Annotated in this window: 20 protein-coding genes; 7 read left to right on the forward strand and 13 right to left on the reverse strand. The window is 67.8% G+C overall.

Annotated features, from left to right (window positions below; translation table 11 throughout):
• Positions 1-4: 4 nt before the first annotated feature.
• Positions 5-979 (reverse strand): tripartite tricarboxylate transporter substrate binding protein, encoded by a 975-nt coding sequence (locus EGT29_RS26345; protein ID WP_124691776.1) that lies wholly within the window; start codon positions 977-979, stop codon positions 5-7.
• A gap of 211 nt (positions 980-1190) precedes the next feature.
• Here EGT29_RS26345 and EGT29_RS26350 point away from each other — a divergent pair, with 211 nt between their 5' ends.
• The 5 genes from EGT29_RS26350 (at position 1191) to EGT29_RS26370 (ending at position 6772) form a co-directional block, all read left to right on the forward strand.
• Positions 1191-2765, forward strand: a complete 1575-nt coding sequence (locus tag EGT29_RS26350; RefSeq protein ID WP_124691777.1) for an acetolactate synthase large subunit — start codon at positions 1191-1193, stop codon at positions 2763-2765.
• Positions 2766-2833: 68 nt separating this feature from the next.
• Positions 2834-3790: a tripartite tricarboxylate transporter substrate binding protein gene (locus tag EGT29_RS26355; RefSeq protein ID WP_161567988.1), complete on the forward strand. Its 957-nt coding sequence runs from the start codon at positions 2834-2836 to the stop codon at positions 3788-3790.
• Positions 3791-3844: 54 nt separating this feature from the next.
• Positions 3845-4810 (forward strand): DUF6282 family protein, encoded by a 966-nt coding sequence (locus EGT29_RS26360; RefSeq protein WP_124691779.1) that lies wholly within the window; start codon positions 3845-3847, stop codon positions 4808-4810.
• Complete coding sequence (locus EGT29_RS26365) at positions 4807-5904, forward strand: GTP-binding protein (protein WP_124691780.1); 1098 nt, start codon at positions 4807-4809, stop codon at positions 5902-5904. Before EGT29_RS26360 ends, EGT29_RS26365 begins: the two co-directional genes overlap by 4 nt.
• 100 nt (positions 5905-6004) lie before the next feature.
• Positions 6005-6772 (forward strand): SDR family oxidoreductase, encoded by a 768-nt coding sequence (locus tag EGT29_RS26370; protein ID WP_124691781.1) that lies wholly within the window; start codon positions 6005-6007, stop codon positions 6770-6772.
• Between the two features lie 8 nt (positions 6773-6780).
• On the opposite strand, the gene EGT29_RS26375 is transcribed toward EGT29_RS26370, so the two are convergent.
• From EGT29_RS26375 to EGT29_RS26385, 3 genes are read right to left on the reverse strand one after another with little or no spacing between them, the layout of a single operon-like run.
• Positions 6781-7518 (reverse strand): SDR family NAD(P)-dependent oxidoreductase, encoded by a 738-nt coding sequence (locus tag EGT29_RS26375; protein ID WP_161567989.1) that lies wholly within the window; start codon positions 7516-7518, stop codon positions 6781-6783.
• Complete coding sequence (locus tag EGT29_RS26380) at positions 7499-8401, reverse strand: amidohydrolase family protein (RefSeq protein WP_124691783.1); 903 nt, start codon at positions 8399-8401, stop codon at positions 7499-7501. The genes EGT29_RS26375 and EGT29_RS26380 overlap by 20 nt, the downstream gene beginning before the upstream one ends.
• 32 nt (positions 8402-8433) lie before the next feature.
• Positions 8434-9402: a tripartite tricarboxylate transporter substrate binding protein gene (locus EGT29_RS26385; protein ID WP_124691784.1), complete on the reverse strand. Its 969-nt coding sequence runs from the start codon at positions 9400-9402 to the stop codon at positions 8434-8436.
• A gap of 255 nt (positions 9403-9657) precedes the next feature.
• On the opposite strand from EGT29_RS26385, the gene EGT29_RS26390 reads away from it, so the two are divergent.
• A complete protein-coding gene (locus EGT29_RS26390) occupies positions 9658-10647 on the forward strand; it encodes a tripartite tricarboxylate transporter substrate binding protein (protein WP_161567990.1) in 990 nt (329 codons plus the stop codon).
• Positions 10648-10688: 41 nt separating this feature from the next.
• Here the strand turns inward: EGT29_RS26390 and EGT29_RS26395 are convergent, their stop codons facing one another.
• Complete coding sequence (locus tag EGT29_RS26395; protein ID WP_124691786.1) at positions 10689-12128, reverse strand: aldehyde dehydrogenase family protein; 1440 nt, start codon at positions 12126-12128, stop codon at positions 10689-10691.
• Entirely contained in the window at positions 12125-13198 is a 1074-nt protein-coding gene (locus EGT29_RS26400; RefSeq protein ID WP_124691787.1) for a hypothetical protein, read from the reverse strand. Before EGT29_RS26400 ends, EGT29_RS26395 begins: the two co-directional genes overlap by 4 nt.
• 208 nt (positions 13199-13406) lie before the next feature.
• Here EGT29_RS26400 and EGT29_RS26405 point away from each other — a divergent pair, with 208 nt between their 5' ends.
• Entirely contained in the window at positions 13407-14267 is an 861-nt protein-coding gene (locus tag EGT29_RS26405) for a helix-turn-helix domain-containing protein (protein WP_124691788.1), read from the forward strand.
• Here EGT29_RS26405 and EGT29_RS26410 read toward each other — a convergent pair.
• From EGT29_RS26410 to amt, 7 genes are all read right to left on the reverse strand, one after another.
• A complete protein-coding gene (locus EGT29_RS26410; RefSeq protein ID WP_124691789.1) occupies positions 14264-14971 on the reverse strand; it encodes an ABC transporter ATP-binding protein in 708 nt (235 codons plus the stop codon). The genes EGT29_RS26405 and EGT29_RS26410 overlap by 4 nt on opposite strands.
• Positions 14964-15728 carry an ABC transporter ATP-binding protein gene (locus tag EGT29_RS26415; RefSeq protein ID WP_124691790.1) on the reverse strand — a complete coding sequence of 255 codons (765 nt, stop codon included), beginning with the start codon at positions 15726-15728 and terminating at the stop codon, positions 14964-14966. The genes EGT29_RS26410 and EGT29_RS26415 overlap by 8 nt, the downstream gene beginning before the upstream one ends.
• Complete coding sequence (locus EGT29_RS26420) at positions 15725-16741, reverse strand: branched-chain amino acid ABC transporter permease (RefSeq protein WP_124691791.1); 1017 nt, start codon at positions 16739-16741, stop codon at positions 15725-15727. The genes EGT29_RS26415 and EGT29_RS26420 overlap by 4 nt, the downstream gene beginning before the upstream one ends.
• A complete protein-coding gene (locus EGT29_RS26425; RefSeq protein ID WP_124691792.1) occupies positions 16741-17601 on the reverse strand; it encodes a branched-chain amino acid ABC transporter permease in 861 nt (286 codons plus the stop codon). Before EGT29_RS26425 ends, EGT29_RS26420 begins: the two co-directional genes overlap by 1 nt.
• A 175-nt stretch (positions 17602-17776) precedes the next feature.
• The gene (locus EGT29_RS26430) at positions 17777-18952 is read right to left on the reverse strand and encodes an ABC transporter substrate-binding protein (protein WP_124691793.1); all 1176 of its coding nucleotides are present in this window, start codon (positions 18950-18952) and stop codon (positions 17777-17779) included.
• Between the two features lie 135 nt (positions 18953-19087).
• Entirely contained in the window at positions 19088-19870 is a 783-nt protein-coding gene (locus EGT29_RS26435; RefSeq protein ID WP_124691794.1) for a GntR family transcriptional regulator, read from the reverse strand.
• Positions 19871-20196: 326 nt separating this feature from the next.
• Positions 20197-21534, reverse strand: coding sequence for an ammonium transporter (gene amt / locus EGT29_RS26440; RefSeq protein WP_370282653.1), 1338 nt, complete (start codon positions 21532-21534; stop codon positions 20197-20199).
• Positions 21535-21547 lie beyond the last annotated feature (13 nt).

A 21547-nucleotide genomic window follows, 5' to 3' on the forward strand; every position in this document is an offset into this window, starting at 1 on the left:
TTTCCTATTCCTGCTTGATGCCGATCTGGCGTACCAGTTCGCCCGATTTCCGGATGTCGTCCTGGAGAAAACGGCTGAATTCGGCCGGCGTATTGCCCACCACGTCGGATCCATCGGAGGTCAGCCGTGCGCGCACGTCGGGATTCTTGAGCACCTGGGCGATGCCGCGGCTGATTTTCTCGACGATGGCGGGCGAAGTCCTGGCCGGGGCAACCACCCCGAACCAATTGAAGAACTCGTAGTCCTTGACGCCCAGCTCCAGCATGGTGGGTACCTCGGGCAGCATGAGTGTGCGCCGCGTGCTGGTCACGGCGAGCGGACGCAGCTTGCCGGCCTGCATCAGTTCCTTGGCGGTGACCTGGGCCACGAAGGCGAAATCGACGTCGCCCGCCGCCACCGCCGCCGCGGCGGGCGCCGCGCCGCGATAGGGCACGTGCACGGCCGGCATGCCGGTCGACAGGCGCAACATCTCGGCGGTCAGGTGTCCCCCGCTACCCACGCCGGCGGAACCGTAGTTCAGCGAACGCTTGCGGGAAAGCTTGACCACGTCGTCCAGGCTCGCCAGGGAAGAGGAGGCACCCACCACCAGGGTCAGCGGCGAGGTCACCACCATGGAGACGCCGGCCACATCCTTCCCGGCATCATAGGGCAGATCCTTGTAAAGGCTGGGAGCCAGCGTATACGACGTATAGACGAACTGCAGCGTGTAGCCATCGGCGGCTGAATTGAGCATGGCGCTGGTGGCCACGATGCCGCTGGCCCCGGTGCGGTTCTCGACCACCACGTTCTGGCCAAGCACCTTGCCCAAGGGCTCGGCAATGATGCGCGCATAGGTGTCGGTCGACCCCCCAGGCGGCGAGCCGACCAGCAGGCGCAGCGGCCGCGACGGGAAATCCGCCGCCGTATCGGCCGCCGTCGCCGCGCTTCCAAGGGTGATCGAGAGTCCCGCCAGCATGGCGCCCAGCATTCGTATCGGCATCGGTGTCTCCTTTCGCCTGGTTTCGTCGCGGCCATGCACCGCCGCTGCGTGGAGCGGATCATAAGAACCCGCTGGGCGGGAGGACAACGAAAAACCACCCCGCCGGCCTCGAAATCACATATGTGATTTCGTCCGATGCCTGGCATCAAACCCGTCCGCGGCGGCGGCTCGCGATCTACAGTCCCGATCTCGACAGCCCGACCGCCCGATCATGACCAACCATCCCGTCCCTTCCGGCGCCGATGTCCTGTGCGACACCCTGCTCGACCACGACATCGACACCTGCTTCGCCAATCCCGGCACATCCGAAATGCATTTCGTCGCCGCGCTCGACCGCAAGCCGGCCATGCGTTGCGTGCTGGGCCTGTTCGAGGGCGTCGTCACCGGCGCCGCCGACGGATACGCCCGCATGGCCGACAAGCCGGCGGCCACCTTGCTCCACCTGGGGCCGGGGCTGGCGAACGGCCTGGCCAACTTGCACAACGCGCGGCGGGCCGGCTCCCCTGTCGTCAACATCGTCGGCGACCACGCACGCCACCATCTGCCCTACGACGCGCCGCTCACGTCGGACATCGAGACGCTGGCGCGCCCCATGTCGGCCTGGGTCCGCACCATCTCCGACCCCGCCCGGGTCCACTCCGATACCGCCACGGCCATCGCGGCCGCACGCCATGCGCCGGGGCGCATCGCGACACTGATCCTGCCCGCCGACATCGCCTGGTCCGATGCCGCCGCCAGCCAAACCGTGGCCGCATCCCCCGACACGCCGTGCCTGCCCGCGCCCGAGACCATGCGGGAGGCGGTCGAGCGGTTGCGCAACGGCAAGCGCACCCTGCTGATGCTGGGAGGCCGGGCGCTGCGCGCCGCGCCGCTCGCCACCGCCAGCCGCATTGCCCAGGGCTGCGGCGCCCGCCTGCTCGCACCGCAGTCCAACGGCCGCGTCGAACGCGGCGCCGGCCGGGTAACGCTGGACAGAGTGCCGTTCGGCGTCGATTCGGCGCTTCGGATCTTGGCCGACGCCGAGCAGATCATCCTGATCGGCGCACGCTCCCCGGTGGCCTTCTTCGCCTATCCAGGCAAGCCCAGCAGCCTGCTTCCCGCCGGCTGCGAAGTCATCGGACTGGCGACCGACGAACAGGACCCCGTGGCAACGCTCGACTGGCTGGCCGATGAACTGGGCTTGGGCGTCGCGCCGCATCCCCTGCTGGAAGCGCCGGGCGCCGGCCCCATGCCATCGGGTGGCCTGACGCCCGCCGCCCTCATCACCGCCCTGGGGCGCCTGCTGCCTGAACACGCGATCCTGTGCGACGAATCCGTGTCGTCGGGGCGCGACCTGTTCGAACAGACCCGCGGCGCCGCGCCCCACGACTACCTCCAGATCACCGGCGGCGCCATCGGTTCCGGGCTGCCCATGGCAACCGGCGCGGCCATCGCGTGCCCCGGCCGCCGCGTCGTCTGCCTGCAGGCCGACGGCAGCGGCATGTACACGTTGCAGGCCCTGTGGACCCAGGCGCGCGAGCGCCTGGATGTCGTCACCATCATCCTGTCCAACCGCCGCTACGCCATTCTTCATGCCGAACTCAGGCACGTCGGCGCCGGCACGGCGGGCGAAAACGCCCGCCGCATGCTGGACCTGGACGACCCCGCGCTGGACTGGGTCGACCTGGCCCGCGGCATGGGGGTGGAAGGCGTGGCGGTGCAAACGGTCGAATCGTTCGCGGCCGCGCTGCGATCGGCCCTGACATGCCGCGGCCCATTCCTGATCGAAGCCCGACTGGAGGCCTGACCGCCGCGCTTCATTCCCCCGCTCGACTATCCACCGGAGACACCATGCCCTCTACCCACCGATCTTTCATGCCGCGACATGCCGCACGACTGCTCGCCGCCTTCCTGCTGCCCATCGCGGCCTTCGCCCAGGACTCCTATCCGGCCAAGCCGGTACAGATCATCGTCTCGTGGGCGGCCGGCGGCAGCATCGACACCATGGCGCGAGGCTTCGCCCGCGCCATGAGCCAGGAGCTTGGCCAACCCGTCGTGGTCGAGAACCGCGACGGCGCGTCAGGCATGAGAGGCACGGCCGCCACCGTATCCGCCCCGCCGGACGGCTATGTACTGAACTTCGGCCCGATCACGCCCATCACCAATGCCCTGCACCTGATGAGCAAGCCGGCCTACGGCGTGGATTCGCTCGAATACGTCTGCCAGGTCTTCGAGAACCGCTTCGCGATCGCGGTCCCGCAGAACTCGCCCTACAAGACGCTGCAGGATCTGTACGCCGCCATCCAGGCCTCGCCTGGCAAGCTGAGCTACGGCCATCTGGGCGTGGGTAGCATCACGCACCTGTCCCTGGAGACCGCGATCCAGGGCCGCGGCTTCTCCGTCACCGGCGTTCCCTACCGCGGCGAAACCCCAATGTTCCTCGACCTGCAGACCGCGAGGCTGGACTTCGGGGTCGTCACCGTGGGCAGCACGCTGGCGACCTCCCGTCCGGTGCGCATGCTGGCCATCATCAGCGACCGCCGCCATCCCGAGATACCCGACGTACCCACACTGAAGGAACTGGGACTGCCATCGCTGCAGCCGGCGCTGGTCGGACTGATGGCTCCCAGGGCCACGCCTGCCCCCGTGCTGGCGAAACTCGAACGCGCGTGCAAGAACGCGGTGAAAACCGACGTCATGCAGGCCGCGGTCAAGATGCTGCGCGACGAGATCGTCTACAAGGACCGCAAGGCCTTCACGGCCAGCGTGATGCGCGATTACGAGGAAAAAGGCGCGCTGGTCAAACGGCTCGCCATCCCCGCGCAGAACTGACGACACAAGGGAAACGGCCCCGCCGCCTCGCCCCAACCACGACAGGAGACAAGCATGACCGACGCTTCCACCCTGCACGAGCGCTACGTGCAAGGCCCTTTCGATCTGACCGACTGCGTGGACCTGCACGTGCATTCGGCGCCCTGCCTGTTTCCCCGCCTGGGAGACGACCTCGACATGGCGCGGCGGGCGCGCGACGCCGGCATGCGCGCCATTGCGCTCAAGAGTCATCACGAAAACACGGTTTCTCGCGCCTATCATGCGCAGACGGTGGTGCCCGGCCTGCAGGTCATCGGCGGAGTCACGCTCAACCAATGCGTGGGCGGCGTCAACCCCGCGGCCGTCGAAGCCGCCTTCATGCTGGGCGGCCGCATCGTCTGGGGGCCGACCGGGCACGCCTGCTACCACGGCACCATTACCGGCGAATTCGGCAAATGGGGCGTACCCGGCATGGTGCTTCCCGGCAGCGAACGCGGTGGTGTCACCGTGCTCGATGCCGACGGCCGGCTCACGCCGGAAATCCTAGAGATCCTGGACCTGGTCAAGCAGTACGACGCGCTGTTCTGCACTGCCCACCTCAGCCCCGAGGAAATCTCGCTCATCGTCGACCGTTGCGCGCAGATCGGCGCGCGCGTGCTGGTCAACCATATCTACTACTTTCCCCGCGTCGACATCGATTACGCCGAGGACATCACCCGCCGTGGCGCCTGCATCGAACTGTGCTCGACCTTGCTCATACCCTCGCGGCACCGCAAGGAGCTGCGCTACGACTACGAGCTGATGGCCGAGACCATCAAGCGCGTGGGCGCCGCGCGCTGCGTCATGTCGACCGACGGCGGCGGCATGATCTCGGGCCTGTTTCCGGACGAACAGTTCCGCATGTTCGGCCAGCGCCTGCAGGGCTATGACGTGCCCTTGGCCGACATCTACCGCATGATGCGCGACAACCCCACCGAACTCGCGGCACTCGGGCAGGACCGGTCACCGCTCGGTCCGCCGGTGCGCCCGGAAGCGGCATGAACTCGCCCGCGCCGCTCCATAGGGAGAACGCCGCCCCGCGCACTCCCGTCACCGTGCTGACGGGATTCCTCGGATCGGGCAAGACCACGCTGCTCAATCGCATCCTGACCGAGCGTCACGGCCAGCGCATCGCGGTCATCGAAAACGAGTTCGGGCCGGAGAGCATAGACACCGACCTGCTCGTGCGGGAAGCCAGCGAAGAAATCGTCGAGATGAGCAACGGCTGCCTGTGCTGCTCGGTGCGCGGCGACCTCGCGCGCGTGCTGGAAGACCTCGCCCTGCGCCGCGCGCGGGACGAACTGCGCTTCGACCGGGTAGTCATCGAGACCACGGGCATGGCCGACCCCGGGCCCGTGGCGCAGACCATCTTTCTCGAACCCGGCGTGGCCGCCGCCTACCGCCTGGACGCCATACTGACCGTGATCGACGCCTGCCACGGCCTTCCCACGCTCGCCGCCCATCCCGAAGCGCGCGCGCAGGTCGGCTATGCCGACCGCCTCCTGGTCTCCAAGACGGACCTGGTCCAGGCTGCCGACCTGCCGGAACTGGCCGATGCGCTGGCGCGCATCAATCCGCGCGCGCCCATCTTATGGATGCGGCAAGGCCGGGCCAATCTCGACGAACTGCTGGACGTGGGCGCGTTCGATGCGGCCTCGGTATTGCGCGAGCACACCGCCGAGCGGGACGCGCATGGCAAGAACCCTGGCCATGATCCCGGCGATTGCCACCATCATGGGCACGAGGCCGCGCACGTGCGCAACGGCGAACACACACCCGACGTCGCCTCCTTCGCCTTCACCACCGATCGTCCTTTCGACGCGGACCGCCTGGAACAGCTGCTGTCCGCCCTCGCGGAGGGGCTGGGCGTCGACCTCTACCGTTGCAAGGGCGTGCTGTGGGTGGAAGGCGAAGCGCGCCAGGTCGTCGTGCAGGCGGTCCAGCTGACGATCGCCGTCGATCGGGGCGCGCCGTGGGGCACGATGCCCCGGCGCAGCAGGCTGGTCTTCATCGGCCGAGACCTGCCGGCCGACGCGATACGCGACAGCCTGGCGCGTTGCCTGGTGGAAAGCGCCGATCAGCTCGTCCCGGGCTGACGGCGCATGGCCTCGGCGCCAAAGAATTCGCGCCTCCCCCCGGATTATGATCGGAAGATCCATGCACGGCCGCCCACGGCCCGCTCCAGGGAGACACCCCATGCTGCTTCAGGACAAGACCGCCATCGTCTACGGCGCCGCCGGCCACATCGGCAGCCAGGTCGCCCGCACCTTCGCCCGGGAAGGCGCGCGGCTATTTCTTGCCGGCCGCACGCCCGACGGGCTGCGGGCACTGGCACGCGAACTCGGCGCGGACTGGGCGACGCTGGACGTGCTGGACGAGGCCGCGGTCGATCGCCACGCCGCCGAGGTCGCGGCGAAGGCCGGCCGCATCGACATCAGCCTGAACGCCGCCAGCATCCGTGGCGACCTGCAGGGCACGCCGCTACTGGACATGCCCCTGGCCGATTTCATGGCCCCGGTGGAAACGGGCGTGCGCGCCCATTTCCTGACGATGCGCGGCGCGGCCCGGCATATGGTCCGGCAGGGGCGGGGCGTCATCCTGGCGCTGTCGGCGACGTCGGCCGGCCTGTCGGGCCGGGACCGGGTCTATCACAAGACGGGCGGATTCGCCGTTGCCTGCACGGCCATCGAAGCCATGGTCCGGACCTTCGCCGGTGAACTGGGACGGCACGGCGTGCGCGTCGTCTGTCTGCGGTCGGACGCGCTGCCCGAGACCTGGCCACCCGAAGCCCAGGTCGAATATCGCGAGACCCGGGACTACATGGACGCCGGAACGGCGCTGGGGCGCCTGCCGCGGATCGCCGAGGTGGCGGATGCGGCGGCCTTCGCGGCATCCGACCGCGCGGGCGCGATGACGGGCGCCATCGTCAACCTGACCTGCGGGTCCATCATGGATGCGGACTGACGCCGCCGTCAGTTCCCCTCGGCCGCCGCGATGTCCCGTCCGCCGCACACGAACAGGTTCTGCCCGGTGACGTAAGACGTCTCGTCCCGCAGGAAGAACATGGCGGCGTTGGCCACGTCCTCGGGCCGCGCCACCCGCCCCATGGGAATCGAGGCCTCCAGCGCCTGGGCCTGTGGCGAGCCGGCGGGATGATAGACCCGCAGCATGGGCGTATCCACCGGCCCCGGGCTGACGACATTGACGTTGATGCCGTGCGGCGCCAGCTCGACCGCCAGAGCCCGGGCCATGCCCAGGATGCCGGACTTCACCGCGCCGTAGAGCGAACTGCGCGCGCGTCCCAGGCTGACCCGGCTGCCCAGCAGCACGATGTGGCCGTGCCGCCGTGCCTTCATGACCGGGACCACGAGGCCGATGCATTGCATGGCCGCGCGCAGGTGCAGATGCACGATGCGGTCGAAACCCTGGGCGTCGAAGTCCTCGACCGGCGCCATGTGCGGGATTCCCGCGCAATGCACGAAGCCCGTCACGCGGTGCTGGCCCAGGACGGCCTCGAATGCCTCGCGCGTGGCCCGGGCGTCCGTCAGGTCGACGATCCGGTCGATGGCGCCCAGCGGCGCCGCGGACGGCCGGTCGGACAGGTTGACCACCCTGCCGCCCTCGGCCAGCACGCGCCGGGCCAGGGCCGCGCCTATCCCGCCGCTGGCCCCGGTGATCACCGTCACGCCGTCACCGGCTGGCGCGGCCACCTTGCCCCTCCTGGCCGGGGCCGGGCAGGCCGAACACCCGCACCGCGTTCTCGCCCAGCGTCTTGCGGAAACTCGTGTCCGACAGCGGCAGCTGCATGTACGCATCCAGGCAGGCATCGATCTCCCGCACCGGATACCCCGATCCGTACATCATCTGGTCCTGCAGGAAGCCGTTGGCCGCCTGGACCAGCAGGTCTCCCCCCGGCATGAAGAGATAGGCATCGGCCGACACGTACACGTTCTCGTGGCGATAGGCCACGCCCAGCAGTTCCGCGAAGAAGGGCCAGCAGGCGTGTCCGGCGACGATGGACAGGTTGGGAAAATCCCGCGCCACGCCCTGGATGTAGCGCGGATGGGTGTCCTCGATCTCGGGTCCGGCGAACGGCCCCGACATCAGTACCACCGGTACCTTGCGGTCGTCGCACAGCTCGTACAGCGGATACAGGCGCCGGTCGTCCCAGTGCGTGGCGAGCGCGCTGCGCGTGGGCGCGATGTGGATGCCGCGCAGGCCCAGTTCGTCGATGGCCCGCCGGGTTTCCTCCAGGGGGTCGCCGAAATCCCCGCCGACGTCGATGCCCGCGACGCCCGACAGCCGATCGGGATGGGCATGGACCACCTCGGCGATATGGTCGTTGGACACGTCGCTGCGCGGCGATCCTCCCGCGGCCGGCACCACCCGGTGCACGCACAGCATCCGGTCCACGCCGGCGCGGTCAGCCTCCTGGAAGAACAGCTCCACCGAGGCGTTCAGATAGGACGGCGGGATCGTCTTCATGCCCAGATGGCCACCGAAGAACTTCAGGTGATCCGGCGTGAAATAGGTCAGGATCTCCTTGGTAGGCGGCCGGGCCCGCAGGTCCACGACATGGTATCCGTCTCGCATTTTTTTCTACACTCCTCAAATGTCGGTTCGCGCTAATCGGCCGTGATCGACGCCGATTGAATCAAGTTGCCCCATTTGCCCGTTTCGCTGGAGATGAACGCGGTCAGCGCGTCCCCGGTTACCGACCGGGGCTCCACCGCCAGTTGCTGCATCCGCTCGCGCATGCTATCGGACTCCATGATCTTCCTGAGCGTCGTGCGCAGCTTGTCCAATACGTCGGCGGGCGTGTTCGCCGGCGCCATGATGACGTTCCACGAGCTGGCGGAATACTCGGGAAACCCCACCTCGGCCAGCGTCGGCACGTCCGGCAGCAGCGGCGAGCGCTTGTCGCCGACCAGCGCGAGGATCTTCAGCAGGCCCGACTTGTGCATCGTCATCGCGGTGGGCAGCACGTCCACGCAGAACTCCGCCTCGCCCGCCGCGATCGCCGCCAGCGCGGGGCCCGCCCCCTTGTAGGGCACGTGCACCGTGTCCAGCTTGTACGTGCGCACGAACAGCTCCGAGGCCAGGTGGCTGGGCGACCCCACGCCCGACGACGCATAGTTCACCTTGCCCGGATGCTTGCGTAGGTAGTCGATCAGCGCGGGCGCGGAATCCGGCTCGAACTTGGGAGAACGCAGCAGCACCATCTGGGTGCTGGAGATCTGGATGATGGGCACGAAGTCGCGCTGCACGTCGTAGGGAAGCTTCTTGTACAGCGAGGGATTGATGGCCAGCGCGGCGCTGGTCAGCAACAGGGTGTAGCCATCCGGCCTGGCGCGCGCGGCCTGCTCGGTCCCCACGACGCTGCCGGCGCCGCCCTTGTTCTCCACCACCACGGCCTGCCCCAGCTCGGCCGTCAGCCGCGGCGCGATGATGCGGGCAAGCACGTCGTTCAACCCGCCCACCGCGAACGGCACCACCATCTTGATGGGACGATCGGGATAGCCGGCGGCGCTTGCCGTGCCGGCTCCCAACAGCGCGACGAGAATCGCCGCGCAAAGACTCGACTGCCGGTTCATGCTGCCTCCTTGCGAACGGGTGACACGGGCGTACCCGGGAACTGAGGCGGATTATAGGAATGGGGCCGAGGCCGGCCATTACTGTTTCGTCGCCGCATTTACGCGGGTGTCCGATTAATTGCGGGCGGCCTCCAAGCGCGGCGTGCCGGGCAAAAAAATGCGATCAATACGTAAATGGGAAGACAGCGGGATAAGAAGGAAGAGCGGGGCCGCTCCTACACTCGCCGGTGCCCTTTTCAACCTTCAGGAGTCCCCATGCATCGTCGTCCGCCACATGCCCTGAAACAGGCCGCCATGCTCGTCCTGGCCATCGGAGCCCATACGGCCGTGCTTGCCGCCGAAACCTTTCCCACGCGCCCCATCACGCTGGTCGTTCCCTATGCGCCGGGCGGCGCCGGCGACATACTCGGACGCTCGGTCGCCAAGGAACTGGCGGGCATCGCGGGCAAGCCCGTGGTTGTCGAGAACAAGCCCGGCGCGGGCGGCAACATCGGCGCCGAGCTGGTCGCGCGGGCCCAGGACAAGGATGGGCACACGCTGCTGCTCGGCGCCACGAGCCTGGCCAGCAATCCCAGCCTGATGCGCAGCATGCCCGTCGATCCGCTCAAGGATCTGGTCGCCATCGGCGGCGTGGCTTCGCTGCAGAACGTCATCGCCGTCAACCCGTCCTCGCGGCTGCGCAGCGTGGCCGATCTCGTCGCCGAGGCCAGGAAGCATCCCGGCAAGCTGACGTTCGGCACCGCGGGCATCGGCACGTCCAGCCATCTGTCGGTCGAGCTGTTCAAGGGCGAGGTCGGCGTGGACCTGCTGCACGTGCCGTACAAGAGCGGCGGTCCGGCGATGGCCGACGTGATGGCGGGCAACCTGGACCTGGTGTTCGAACTGATGCCCGCCGTGGTCGGACACGTGCGCAGCGGCAAGTTGCGCGGTATCGCCGTCACCGGCGCCGCGCGCTCGGAAGCGCTGCCCGATCTGCCCACGGTGGCCGAATCGGGCTACCCCAAGTATTCCTTCGTCTCGTGGTTCGGCATCTTCGGCCCCGCCGGCATGGATGCCGCACGCGTGGCCCAGCTTAACGAGATGCTGGGCAAGGCCCTGGCTTCCAGCGAATTCAAGGGCCGGCTGGAACAACTGGGCGCGGAAGGGATGCCGGGCTCTCCCACCCAGTTCGGCAAATTCTTCCAGGGCGAAGTCGCCAAGTGGAAGCGTGTCGTGGCCGACCAGGGCCTGCCCCTGATGAACTGATGGGCCGGCGTGCCGCCCGGGCCGGGCGGCACGCCTGGCGGCTACTGCCAGGCCATGCCCGTGAACTTGAGCTGCGACAGTTCCTCGATGGCATAGCGCACCCCTTCCCGCCCGGTGCCGCTCAACTTCATGCCGCCGAAGGGATACATGTCCAGCCGGAAGCGGCTGGCCTCGTTCACCCACAGCGCCCCCACCTCGAAGGACTCGGCGAACCGGAACGCGTGGCCCAGGCTGCGGGTGAACACCGCCCCCTGGAGGCCGAACGGGGAATCGTTGGCCAGCGCCAGCGCATGGTCGGCGTCGTCGGCCCGGATCAGCACGGCCACCGGCCCGAAGACTTCCTCGTACCACAGCCGCGCGGCAGGCGTCAGCGCCTCGACGATGACCGGGGACAGGATCAGGCCCTCGCGCCGGGGCGCCAGCCGGTAGCGCGCGCCGTGCGCGATCGCGTCCTCGCACAAGCCCATGATGCGGTCGGCCGAAGCCTGGGACACCAGCGGGCCGATGTCGGTCCGCTCATCGTCCGCGGGCCCGACGCGCATCCGCTCGGCGGCGGCGGCGAACCGCGCCGCGAATGCGTCGTAGACGCCCGCCTCGACGATGACGCGCTGCGCCGAGATGCATTGCTGCCCGCTGGCCTCGAACGCGGCCGCGGCGATCTTGGCGGCGGCCGACTCCAGGTCCGCGTCGGCCAGCACGACGTTGGCGGCGCTCGACCCGAGTTCCGACACGAAGCGGCGCACGCCGGTCGCCCTGGCCAGCGCTTCCCCGGCCTGCACCCCGCCCGTGAACGACACCACGCCGACGTCGGGATGGCCCGCCAGGGCCAGCGCCGCCGCCTTGTCTCCGGCCAGCACGTTCATCATGCCCGGCGGCAGGCCGGCCTCGACCGCCGCGGCGGCCAGGTGCAGGGCCGCGCGCAGCGACGCCGGCGCGGGCTTGGCCACGCACGCGTTGCCGGCCGCGAGCGCGGGGGCCAGCTTTTGCACGAGCAGGTTCACCGGCGCGTTGAACGGCGTGATCGCACCCACGACCCCATAGGGAAAGCGGCGGGTGTAGCCGATGCGCCCCACGCCGGCCGACACGGCATCCAGGGGCAGGACCTCGCCGCCCAGATGCGACAGCTCCGACATGCAGGCCTCGACGAACTGCAGGCCGCGCGCCACCTCGCCCCGGGCCACGCGTATCGGCTTGCCGACGTCCTCGCTGATAAGACGCGCCAGGGCCGCGGCCTCGCGGGACAAGGCATCGCGCAGACATTGCAGGTGCCGCAGGCGCACGGTCACCGGCGACGGCCGCTGCGCCAGGAACGCGCGCCGCGCGCTGGCGACCGCCCGCGCCACGACATCCTCGTCCGCCTCGGCGATGGCCAGCATGCCGCCGCTGCCGGCCTGGCGCCACGACATGCGCGCCGCCCCCGGCGCCACCAGAACCCCGTCGATGAACGAGGACTGCACCTCTCCAGCCAGCGCGTTCTTCATCGCCCGCCTCCCGACTCGGCGCGCAGGTGCCGGATGTTCATGTTGGCCAGGAACCCGATCAGCGGATGCAGTCCCATCTCGGCGAATTTCAGTTGATCCATGGCCAGCAGCGCCCCGCGATGGCCCTCGCTCAGCTCGAAGCGGGCGGCGTAGGCCTGGGGATCCGCCACGAAGGCATGCTGGTTGGCCCGGTCGTAGGCCAGGCCGTGCAGGGCGCGCGTCAGCTCCGCCAATTCGGGCGCGATGCGCGGATAGTGCGGGCGAGGCGCTGGTTGGGGGGGAGAGAAGAACCCCACCGAGGCATAGTTGTGGTGCCAGCTCGGGTCCATCTGCACCACGTCGGGCACGCGCTCGCCCAGCGCCCCCGCCGCCAGCGCCCAGCAGCGCAATTCGATGTTGCCGGTATCGTCCAGCTTCGATTCGCCGTACCCGATCAGCGACTTCAGGTTGCCGGTCCGCAGCGTATCCAGCACCCGGTTGTCGAAGTCCAGGTCGGGCTGGCTGTAGCGGTCCGTGCCGGGAAAATGCGACATGCCGCCGCTGGCCACGACCACCGTGCGCAGCCCCAGGCGGCGCACCGCGTTGGCCAGCGCCACGCCGAAGGCATAGCATCGCTCGGTGGTCGGCTGCGGCGGCAAGTAGGCGTTGACGTAGACCGGCAGCACGGGCGCCGAAACGCCCAGATGCGTCAGCGGGATGCCCAGCGCGTAGTCGATCTCGGCGCTGCTGGTGAAGGCGGGATCGAAGCCCGACCGGTACAGGTCCTCGACGATCGCGAAGGAAATGTCGCTGGGCACCTGGTAGCGAAAACCCCGGCCGGCGAACTCGCCCCTGGCCACGCCGCCGACGTGCAGCGTGAACGGCGGCGCGCACTGGTGGAAGAACTGCTGGGCATGGTCGTTGGCGATCATGATCCACAGATCGGGCTCGAGCGCCTGCAGGCGCTCCCCGATCGACGCGGCCACGTCCCGGACGCGCTGGACCGTGTCCTTGTCCTCGGTATCGGGCATCGTGAAGAACTGCGGGGCATGCGGCAGCATGGCGCCGCCGACGATCAGATCCTGGGCCATTCCGTCTCTCCTTTTCTTGGCAATGTGTCCTGGGTGCCAAGGAGTGTAGGAACGCGGGCCCGGGCGGCCATTACGTCCTCGTCTGCCGATTTATGAATTCATCCGATTTTGTCTGGACGCCCGATGGCGTTCGCCAGGGCCTTGGATATACTGTGCGCACACACGCAACATCGCCGTCTCATCGCCCGCGGGGCGAAGGAAGTGCCACGTGTCCAGAGTCCTAGCCGTTACCCAGGGCCACATCGGCCGGGCCTGCCTGCTCGACAAGGTGCGTCCCGCCGGCGCGCATGCCCACCCCGTCCACCACGCCATGATCGAACTGGACGGCCCCTGCCATGAATATCAGGTGGGCGAGGCATCGGCCGTGCTGGCCCCCCGCCGCGCCGTCCTCGTCAACAGCCACGAGCTGCACGCCAACCTTTCGGTCGGCCAGGGCAAGAGCACGATCCTGATGCTGTATTTCTCGCCGCTGTGGATAGAGGAACAATTCCCGGGCCTGCCCGCATACGTCAGGTTCTTCCGGCACGGCAGCGTGCAACTGGGGGCCGATACGGTCGAACTCGCCCAGCATCTGGCCCGGCGCATGCTCGAGGCGGCCGAAATCAACACCGCTGACGTCCAGGCCCTGTTCGGCGAACTGGCCGAACACCTGTGCCACCAGTACGGCCCCACCTATCCGAACCGCGAACGCCCCGCCCGCAGCAACGACTATCGCATCCGGCGGGCCATCGCGTTGATGCAGGAACACCTGGAAGAACCGCTGCCCACCCAGGAGATCGCCGCGCGCGTGGGCCTGTCCCGTTCGCGCTTCTTCGAGCTGTTCACCGCCTGCACGGGCCTGTCGCCCAAGCACTACGTCAACATGCTGCGGCTGCACGCCGCGGTGGAATACCTGGCCGACGACCCGGGTCCCATCGCCGAGCTGTCGCAGCGCTGCGGCTTCGGCGCGCAAAGCCATTTCTCGAAGTTCTTCGTCGACCAGCAGGGTTTCACGCCGCGCGACTATCGCCGCGCCGCGGTGCCGGCCCTGCCCAGGCAGCACGGGCAGGCCGACGCCGTCCACCCTTAGTGCTTGGCCACGCCCAACAGGCCGTCCAGCGTCGCGCCATCGGCCAGCAAATCCTGCGCGGAGCTGGCGTGCACCACGCTGCCGCGTTCCAGCACGATGGCGGTGTCGGTGATGCTGAGCGCCTTGCGGGCGTTCTGCTCGACCAGGATCACCGACATGCCTTCGTCGCGGATGATCCGCTGCAAGGCGCTCATCAGTTCCTGCACGATGATGGGCGCGAGCCCTTCCAGCGGCTCGTCCAGCAGCAGTACGCGCGGGTTCAGCATCAACGCACGGCCGATGGCCAGCATCTGCTGTTCGCCGCCCGAGAGCTGGTTACCCATGTTGGCCTTGCGTTCGTGCAGGCGCGGGAACATCTCGTAGATGCGCTTGAGGTTCCACGGTCCGGGCACGGCCACGGCGGTCAGGTTTTCCTCGACGGTCAGCGACTTGAAGATGTTGCGTTCCTGCGGCACCCAGCCGATGCCCGCCAGCGCGCGCTGGTCCGGGCGCAGTCCGGTGATGTCCCGGCCCGCCAGGTGCAGGCGGCCGGAGAAGCGCCGCGTGTGGCCGACGATGGTGTTGATCAGCGTGGTCTTGCCGGTACCGTTGCGGCCCAGCAAGGCCAGCGCCTGGCCTTCGCCCAGGCTCAGGTCTATGCCCATCAGGACCTTGGCCTCGCCGTAGCCGGCAACGATGCCTTCCAGCTTGAGCAGCTCAGTCATGGTAGCCCTCCACCACTTCCTCACCCAGGTACACCGCCTTGACGCGCGGGTCGCGGGCGATCTCGGCATTGGTCCCTTCGACGAACAAGCCGCCGTTGACCAGGACCGAGATACGGTTGGCGAAGGAAAAGACCAGGTCCATGTCGTGTTCGATCAGCAGGATGGTCACGTCCTCGGGCAGGGCGCCGACCGTGTTGAGGATTTCGCGGCGCTCGCCGTCGGGCACGCCGGCCACGGGTTCGTCCAGCAGCAGCACGCGAGGCTTGGCGGCCAGCGCCAGCGCGATCTCCAGCAGGCGCTGCTTGCCGTAGGGCAGCACCGCCGTCTTGCGGTCCTTCACGTCGAGCAGGTTGCACTGCTCCATCAGGGCCGCGCATTCGTCCATGATCTCGCCGCGCTTGCCCAGCGGGCGCAGGCAGCGCCAGCCCTTGCCTTCGCGTTCGGAAATGGCCACCGCCAGCGACTCCGCCGGGGTCATTTCAGCGAACAGCTGGTTGATCTGGAAAGTGCGCACCAGGCCGCGGCGCGCGCGTGCATGCACCGGCAGGCGCGTGACGTCCTCGCCTTCCAGTTCGATACGGCCGGAGGTGGAGGCCAGCACGCCGGTCAACAGGTTGATCAGCGTGGTCTTGCCCGCGCCGTTGGGGCCGATCAGCGCCTGGCGGGCGCCCCGCTCGACCTTGATCGACACGTCGTTGGTGGCGACCAGCCCGCCGAAGCGCTTGGTCAGGTTGAAGGTCTGCAATACGGTGGTCATTGCTTGCCTCCATGGCCGCGGCGGAACCAGGTCCAGGGACGCACCAGCTTGTCGTGGCCGACGACCACGATGACGACCAGCAGCAGGCCGATCCAGAATTGCCAGTACTGGGGCGTGATGCCCGACAGCCAGTCCTGCATGAACTTGAAGATGACGGCGCCGATGATGCCGCCGTACAGGTAGCCGGCACCGCCGATCACCAGCATCAGCATCACGTCGGCCGAGCGGTGGAAGGCCAGCACGTCCAGCGAGGCGAAGCCCGTGGTCTGCGCCAGCAGCGCGCCGGCCACGCCCGCATAGGCCGCCGCCAGCGTGTAGACGGCGGCGCGGCGGCGGTTGACCGCCACGCCCATGGCGGCGGCGCGCAGCGGATTCTGGCGCACCACCTGCAGCGACATGCCGAACGGCGAATGCACGATGGCCCGGGCGATGAAGAACAGTATCGCCAGCACGATGACCGAGTAGGTATAGGCCGTGCGGCCGAACAGGTCGAACTCGAAGGTGCCGAACAAGGGCACCATGGTCACGCCGGTCAGGCCATCCGCGCCGCCCGTCAGCCAGCCCATCTTGTTGGCGATCTCGTACAGGATCAGCGCGACGCCCAGCGTCACCATCAGCCGCGTCAGGTCCGAGCCGCGCATTACCAGCACGCTGGTCACCAGCCCCAGCAGCGCGCTCAGGGCCGCCGAGATGGCCAGCCCCAGGATGGGATCGATGCCGAAATGCTTGGCCAGCAGCGCCGCGCAATAGGCGCCCAGCCCGAAGAAGGCCGCGTGGCCCAGCGAGACGATGCCGGCGTAGCCCAGGATCAGGTCCAGCGAAACCGCGAACAAGGCCAGGATGGCCAGCTCGTTCAACAGCAGGAATCCCCTGGGCAGCACGAAGGCGGCGCCGATGGCGACCACCCAGAAAACGATTTCGAACCAGCGGATGCGGGACCAGCGCGCGCCGACGGCGCGCAGCGAATCAGGGGCCGCCGAGGTGGCGGCCTGGGGTGCGATCGTGGCTTTCATTACTTACCCCCCGCCCGGGCGAACAGGCCTTGCGGGCGCCACATCAGCATGATGATCATGACGCAATAGATGATGAATGCCCCGACAGTGGGGATGTAGTACTTGCCGGCCACGTCGGCCACGCCCAGCAGCAGCGAAGCCACCAGCGGCCCCGTCAGGGAAGACGTGCCGCCCACGGCCACCACGATCAGGAAATAGATCATGTACTTGATCGGGAAGGTCGGGTCCATGCCGAGCAGGTCGGCGCCCAGCGCGCCTCCCAGGCCGGCCAGGCCGGAGCCGAAGGCGAAGGTCGACAGGAACACCAGGTTGATGTTGATGCCCAGCCCGCTGGCCGCGCGCGGATCGTCCACCGACGCGCGCAGGCGGCTGCCGAACCGCGTCTTGCTCAGGATCAATTGCAGCCCGATCACCAGCGCCACGCAGATCACGATCACGAACAGCCGGTAGTGTCCGATGCCGACGCCGCCGACCACCGAACGGCCGCTCAGCCATTCCGGCAGATGCAGCAGCTGTTGCTGCGATCCCATGAAGTAGTCGACCATGGCCATGGCCATGAAGGTCAGGCCGATCGAGAACAACACCTGGTTCAGGTGCGATTGCCCGTACACCCGCTTGTACAGCGTGCGTTCCAGGATCGCCCCCATGACCGCCGACACGATGAAGGCCAGCGGCAGACACAAGAGGAAAGGCACGTTCAGGCGCTGCATGGCCAGCACGGTCACATAACCGCCCACCATCGCGAACGCCCCGTGCGCCAGGTTGATGAAATTCATCAACCCCAACGTCACGGACAGCCCGCAAGCCAGCACGAACAACAGCATCCCGTAGGCAATGCCGTCAAACAGTATCGTCAGCATGAAACACCGCAATCTAAACCGTGCTTAAAACACGGCAACACCCCAAGCCCGCATGACGTCACTACAGAACGCCACCCCCGGCCAGCCCGGTAGTACCCCAGGGCACAGCGGATCCGGCTCCGCCGGTCCGCCAGTGCCGCCCCCCTGGGGGGGCGCGCGAAGCGCGTAGGGGGGGTTACTTAATCTTTGCTGGATCTTTTACCGCTTCGATCTTGTCGAAGGGGACGTTGTACAGGCCACCGTTCACCCGTTCCACCTTGGTGATGTAGACGTTCTGCACCATCTCGCGCGTTTGCGGATCCAGCATGACCGGACCGCGCGGGCTGTCCCACTTCTGGCCCTTCATGGCGGCCAGCAGCTTGTCGCCGTTGGTGTCGCCCTTGGTGGCTTCGATGGCCTTGTAGATCAGGTGCATGCCGTCATAGCCGCCCACGCTGTGGAAGTTCGGGCGCATGCCCTTGTTGGCCTTGGCGATGCCGGCCACGTAGGACTTGTTGGCCGGATTGTCCAGCGCGGCGGAGTAGTGCATGGACGTCACCACGCCCAGCGCCACGTTGCCCATGTCGTTCAGCAGGTCGTCGTCGACCACGTCGCCGGTGCCGATCATCTTGATGCCGGCCTTGTCCAGGCCGCGCTCGGCGAACTGCTTCATGACCACCGAGCCCATGCCCGAGGGCACGAACACGAACACGGCGTCCGGCTTGGCATCGCTCACACGCTGCAGGAAGGGGGCGAAGTCGGGGTTGTTCACCGGCACGCGCAGTTCCTGCAGCACTTGGCCGCCGTTGGCGGTGAAGACCTTCTTGAACGAATTCTGGGCATCGATGCCGGGGCCGTAGTCGGCGACCAGGGTCACGACCTTCTTGATGCCATTCTTGGGCGCCCACTGGGCGATACCCAGGGTGACCTGCGGCAGCGTGAAGCCGGTACGCACCACATAGGGCGACTGTTCGGTGATCATCGCGGTCGCGGCAGCCATCACGACCATCGGCGTCTTGGCCTGGGTGGCGATGGGCGTGGTCGACAGCGCCAGCGGCGTCAGGCCGAAGCCGGCCAGCACGGCGACGCGGTCATTGATCACCAGTTCCTGCGCCAGGCGCTTGGTGGTATCGGCGACGTTGGCATCGTCCTTGATGATCAGCTCGATCTTCTTGCCGGCCACGGTGGTGCCGTGTTCGGCCATGTACAGGCGGACGGCGGCTTCGATCTGGCGGCCGGTGGACGCGAACGGGCCCGTCATCGGCAGAATGAGGCCGACCTTGACCACGTCCTGCGCGTAGGCGGGCACGGCGGCCGTGCCCGCCAGCATCAGCGCGGCTGCGATCTTGAGCAGATTGCGTTTGTTGTTCATGGTGTCTCCTTGCTTACTCACCAGATGGGACGACGAGGGAAATCAGAGGCCAGGGGCCGCCGAAAAGCGCGGCATAGCGTATCAGCTTGTAAACGGCAAAAGTGACGCTTGCGGGTATTCCGCAGGCGCAAAACGTTATCGCGGTATGCGTCTGCGTATCAGTCGGGCTCCCGGAATCTGCGAGAACATGTCCTGGTTGCGCAGCACCGACTGCATGTTGCGGAAAGCGATGCGCGCGTGTTCGCGCATGATGGCTTCGGCACGCGCGCCTTCGCGGTTCTCGATGGCGGCCAGCACCATCCAGTGCTGGTCCTGCGCCACGATCAGGCTCAGCCAGGCTTCCTCGTCGTCGGCCTGGGCCTGCAGGAAACCATTGGGCGAGGCGAACGGCAGATTGGTCGCGCGCGCGATCTGGCGTTCGAGCACCGAGCTGCCCGGCAGGTAGTGCAGCATCTGGTGGAAGCGGCGATTCAGTTCGATGTAGCTGGACAGGTCCGCGACGCCCTTGTCACGGCCCGTCAGGATGCGGTCGATCTCGGTCAGGCAGTCGCGCATCGCGTCCAGGTCGGCGGCCGACACGCCGCGCTCGGCGGCCATGCGCGCGGCCAGTCCTTCCAGCGTGCCGCGCACCTCGATGGAATCGCGTATCTCGGATTCGGTGAAGGCCTTGACCGCATAGCCGCCGGAGGGAATCACCTCCAGCAGGCCTTCGTCTTCCAGCCTGGCCATCGCGGCTCGGATGGGCGTGCGCGAGATGCCCAGGCGCTCGGCCACGCTGGGCTCGGACAGCCGCGCCCCGGGCGTCAGCTCGCCCGACAGGATCAATTCCCGCAAGCCCAGTTCGGCCGCGGTCGTTTGCGCACCGCCCGACTTGGCCTTGCCCTCGGCCCGGTCGCGCGCGGAAGCCCGCTCAGTCATGCGGGCCTCGCATCGGGAAAGCGGATCGCGGACAGGAAGTCCGGACAGGCAAGGCGCCGTTGGCGCCCGGAATACGGCGGGGGGTAGTCATGTCTCCGTTACAGCTCTTTACCGCTTTACTGGATACAGACTGTATACAGAGATCCCGTTAAATAACAAGAACTTTGTACCCTGCCTAGGGAAAACGCCAAGCCCGTATACAACCCCGAAAAAAAGCGGCGCCCGATTCTGGACGCCGCCTCTGTGAACCCACTCCCGAAGTTGCCAGGATGCGGCGGATCCGGCTTTGCCGGTCCGCTCGCATCGCCCCCTGGGGGGCGCACGAACTACGAGTGATAGGCGCTTTCCCCGTGGGTCGTGATGTCCAGGCCCTCGCGTTCTTCCTCTTCGGTCACGCGCAGCCCCAGCAGCGCATCGGCGATCTTGTAGGCGATCAGCGCGACGATGGTGGTCCAGACGATGGTGATGACCACTGCCTCGACCTGCACCCACAGCTGGCTGAGGATGGTCATGCCGTCCACGCCCGGGCCGCCCAGCACCTTGGCGTTGAAGATGCCGGTCAGCAGCGCGCCGACGATGCCGCCCACGCCGTGCACGCCGAACACGTCCAGCGAATCGTCCACCTTCAGCATGCGCTTCAGGCTGGTCACGCCCCAGACGCAGATCACGCCCGCGGCCAGGCCGATCACCAGCGCGCCCACCGGGCCGACCACGCCGGCCGCCGGCGTCACGCCCACCAGGCCCGCCACCGCGCCGGACGCGCCGCCCAGCATCGAGGGATGGCCGCGTACCGCCCATTCCGTGAAGACCCACGCCAGCACCGCGGCGGCCGTGGCGATCAGCGTGTTCATGAAGGCCAGCGAGGCGACGTTGTTGGCGGCCAGCGCCGAACCCGCGTTGAAGCCGAACCAGCCCACCCACAGCAGCGAGGCGCCGATCATGGTCATGGGCAGGTTGTGCGGCGACAAGGCTTCCTTGCCGAAGCCGATGCGCTTGCCGATGACATAGGCGCCGATCAGGCCCGCCACGCCGGCGTTGATGTGCACCACGGTGCCGCCCGCGAAGTCCAGCGCGCCGCGCTCGAACAGGAAGCCCTTGACCTCGCCGCCGAACCACACCATGTGCGCGATGGGAATGTAGGCGAAGGTGAACCACAGCACCATGAACAGCAGGATGGCCGAGAAGCGCGCGCGTTCGGCGAAGGCGCCCACGATCAGCGCGCAGGTGATGCCGGCGAACGTCGCCTGGAAGGCCGCGAAGCTGAGCTCGGGCACGGTGCCCGACAACGGGAAGGTCCCGGTCTCGGCATCGAACAGCCCCTTCAGGAACAGCCGGTCAAGCCCGCCGAAGAAGGCATTGCCTTCGGTGAAGGCCAGCGAATAGCCGTAGATGAACCACAGCACGACGATCAGCGAGAACGTGACCAGGACCTGCATCAGGACCGACAACATGTTCTTGCTGCGCACCAGGCCGCCGTAGAACAGCGCCAGGCCGGGCACCACCATCATCAGCACCAGGATGGTGGACGTGCTGAGCCAGGCCAGATCGGCCCCGACCAGCGTGGGGGCGGCATCCTCCGCCAGCGCGGGCGCGGCGAACAGCGCCAGTGCCAGCGCCAGTCCCGCCCCAAGGGCTTTCATCGATGAAGCATGCGTTGTTTTCATTTTTTGAATCGTC

This window comes from Pigmentiphaga sp. H8 (genome assembly GCF_003854895.1).
Taxonomy (GTDB): Bacteria; Pseudomonadota; Gammaproteobacteria; order Burkholderiales; family Burkholderiaceae_B; genus Pigmentiphaga.

What these genes read in the sequence shown, in the direction of transcription:
- EGT29_RS26345 (WP_124691776.1), bottom strand. Translation starts at nt 979, where the DNA reads ATGCCGATACGAATGCTGGGCGCCATGCTGGCGGGACTCTCGATCACC.
- EGT29_RS26350 (WP_124691777.1), top strand. Translation starts at nt 1,191, where the DNA reads ATGACCAACCATCCCGTCCCTTCCGGCGCCGATGTCCTGTGCGACACC.
- EGT29_RS26355 (WP_161567988.1), top strand. Translation starts at nt 2,834, where the DNA reads ATGCCGCGACATGCCGCACGACTGCTCGCCGCCTTCCTGCTGCCCATC.
- EGT29_RS26360 (WP_124691779.1), top strand. Translation starts at nt 3,845, where the DNA reads ATGACCGACGCTTCCACCCTGCACGAGCGCTACGTGCAAGGCCCTTTC.
- EGT29_RS26365 (WP_124691780.1), top strand. Translation starts at nt 4,807, where the DNA reads ATGAACTCGCCCGCGCCGCTCCATAGGGAGAACGCCGCCCCGCGCACT.
- EGT29_RS26370 (WP_124691781.1), top strand. Translation starts at nt 6,005, where the DNA reads ATGCTGCTTCAGGACAAGACCGCCATCGTCTACGGCGCCGCCGGCCAC.
- EGT29_RS26380 (WP_124691783.1), bottom strand. Translation starts at nt 8,401, where the DNA reads ATGCGAGACGGATACCATGTCGTGGACCTGCGGGCCCGGCCGCCTACC.
- EGT29_RS26385 (WP_124691784.1), bottom strand. Translation starts at nt 9,402, where the DNA reads ATGAACCGGCAGTCGAGTCTTTGCGCGGCGATTCTCGTCGCGCTGTTG.
- EGT29_RS26390 (WP_161567990.1), top strand. Translation starts at nt 9,658, where the DNA reads ATGCATCGTCGTCCGCCACATGCCCTGAAACAGGCCGCCATGCTCGTC.
- EGT29_RS26395 (WP_124691786.1), bottom strand. Translation starts at nt 12,128, where the DNA reads ATGAAGAACGCGCTGGCTGGAGAGGTGCAGTCCTCGTTCATCGACGGG.
- EGT29_RS26400 (WP_124691787.1), bottom strand. Translation starts at nt 13,198, where the DNA reads ATGGCCCAGGATCTGATCGTCGGCGGCGCCATGCTGCCGCATGCCCCG.
- EGT29_RS26410 (WP_124691789.1), bottom strand. Translation starts at nt 14,971, where the DNA reads ATGACTGAGCTGCTCAAGCTGGAAGGCATCGTTGCCGGCTACGGCGAG.
- EGT29_RS26415 (WP_124691790.1), bottom strand. Translation starts at nt 15,728, where the DNA reads ATGACCACCGTATTGCAGACCTTCAACCTGACCAAGCGCTTCGGCGGG.
- EGT29_RS26420 (WP_124691791.1), bottom strand. Translation starts at nt 16,741, where the DNA reads ATGAAAGCCACGATCGCACCCCAGGCCGCCACCTCGGCGGCCCCTGAT.
- EGT29_RS26425 (WP_124691792.1), bottom strand. Translation starts at nt 17,601, where the DNA reads ATGCTGACGATACTGTTTGACGGCATTGCCTACGGGATGCTGTTGTTC.
- EGT29_RS26430 (WP_124691793.1), bottom strand. Translation starts at nt 18,952, where the DNA reads ATGAACAACAAACGCAATCTGCTCAAGATCGCAGCCGCGCTGATGCTG.
- EGT29_RS26435 (WP_124691794.1), bottom strand. Translation starts at nt 19,870, where the DNA reads ATGACTGAGCGGGCTTCCGCGCGCGACCGGGCCGAGGGCAAGGCCAAG.
- amt (WP_370282653.1), bottom strand. Translation starts at nt 21,534, where the DNA reads ATGAAAACAACGCATGCTTCATCGATGAAAGCCCTTGGGGCGGGACTG.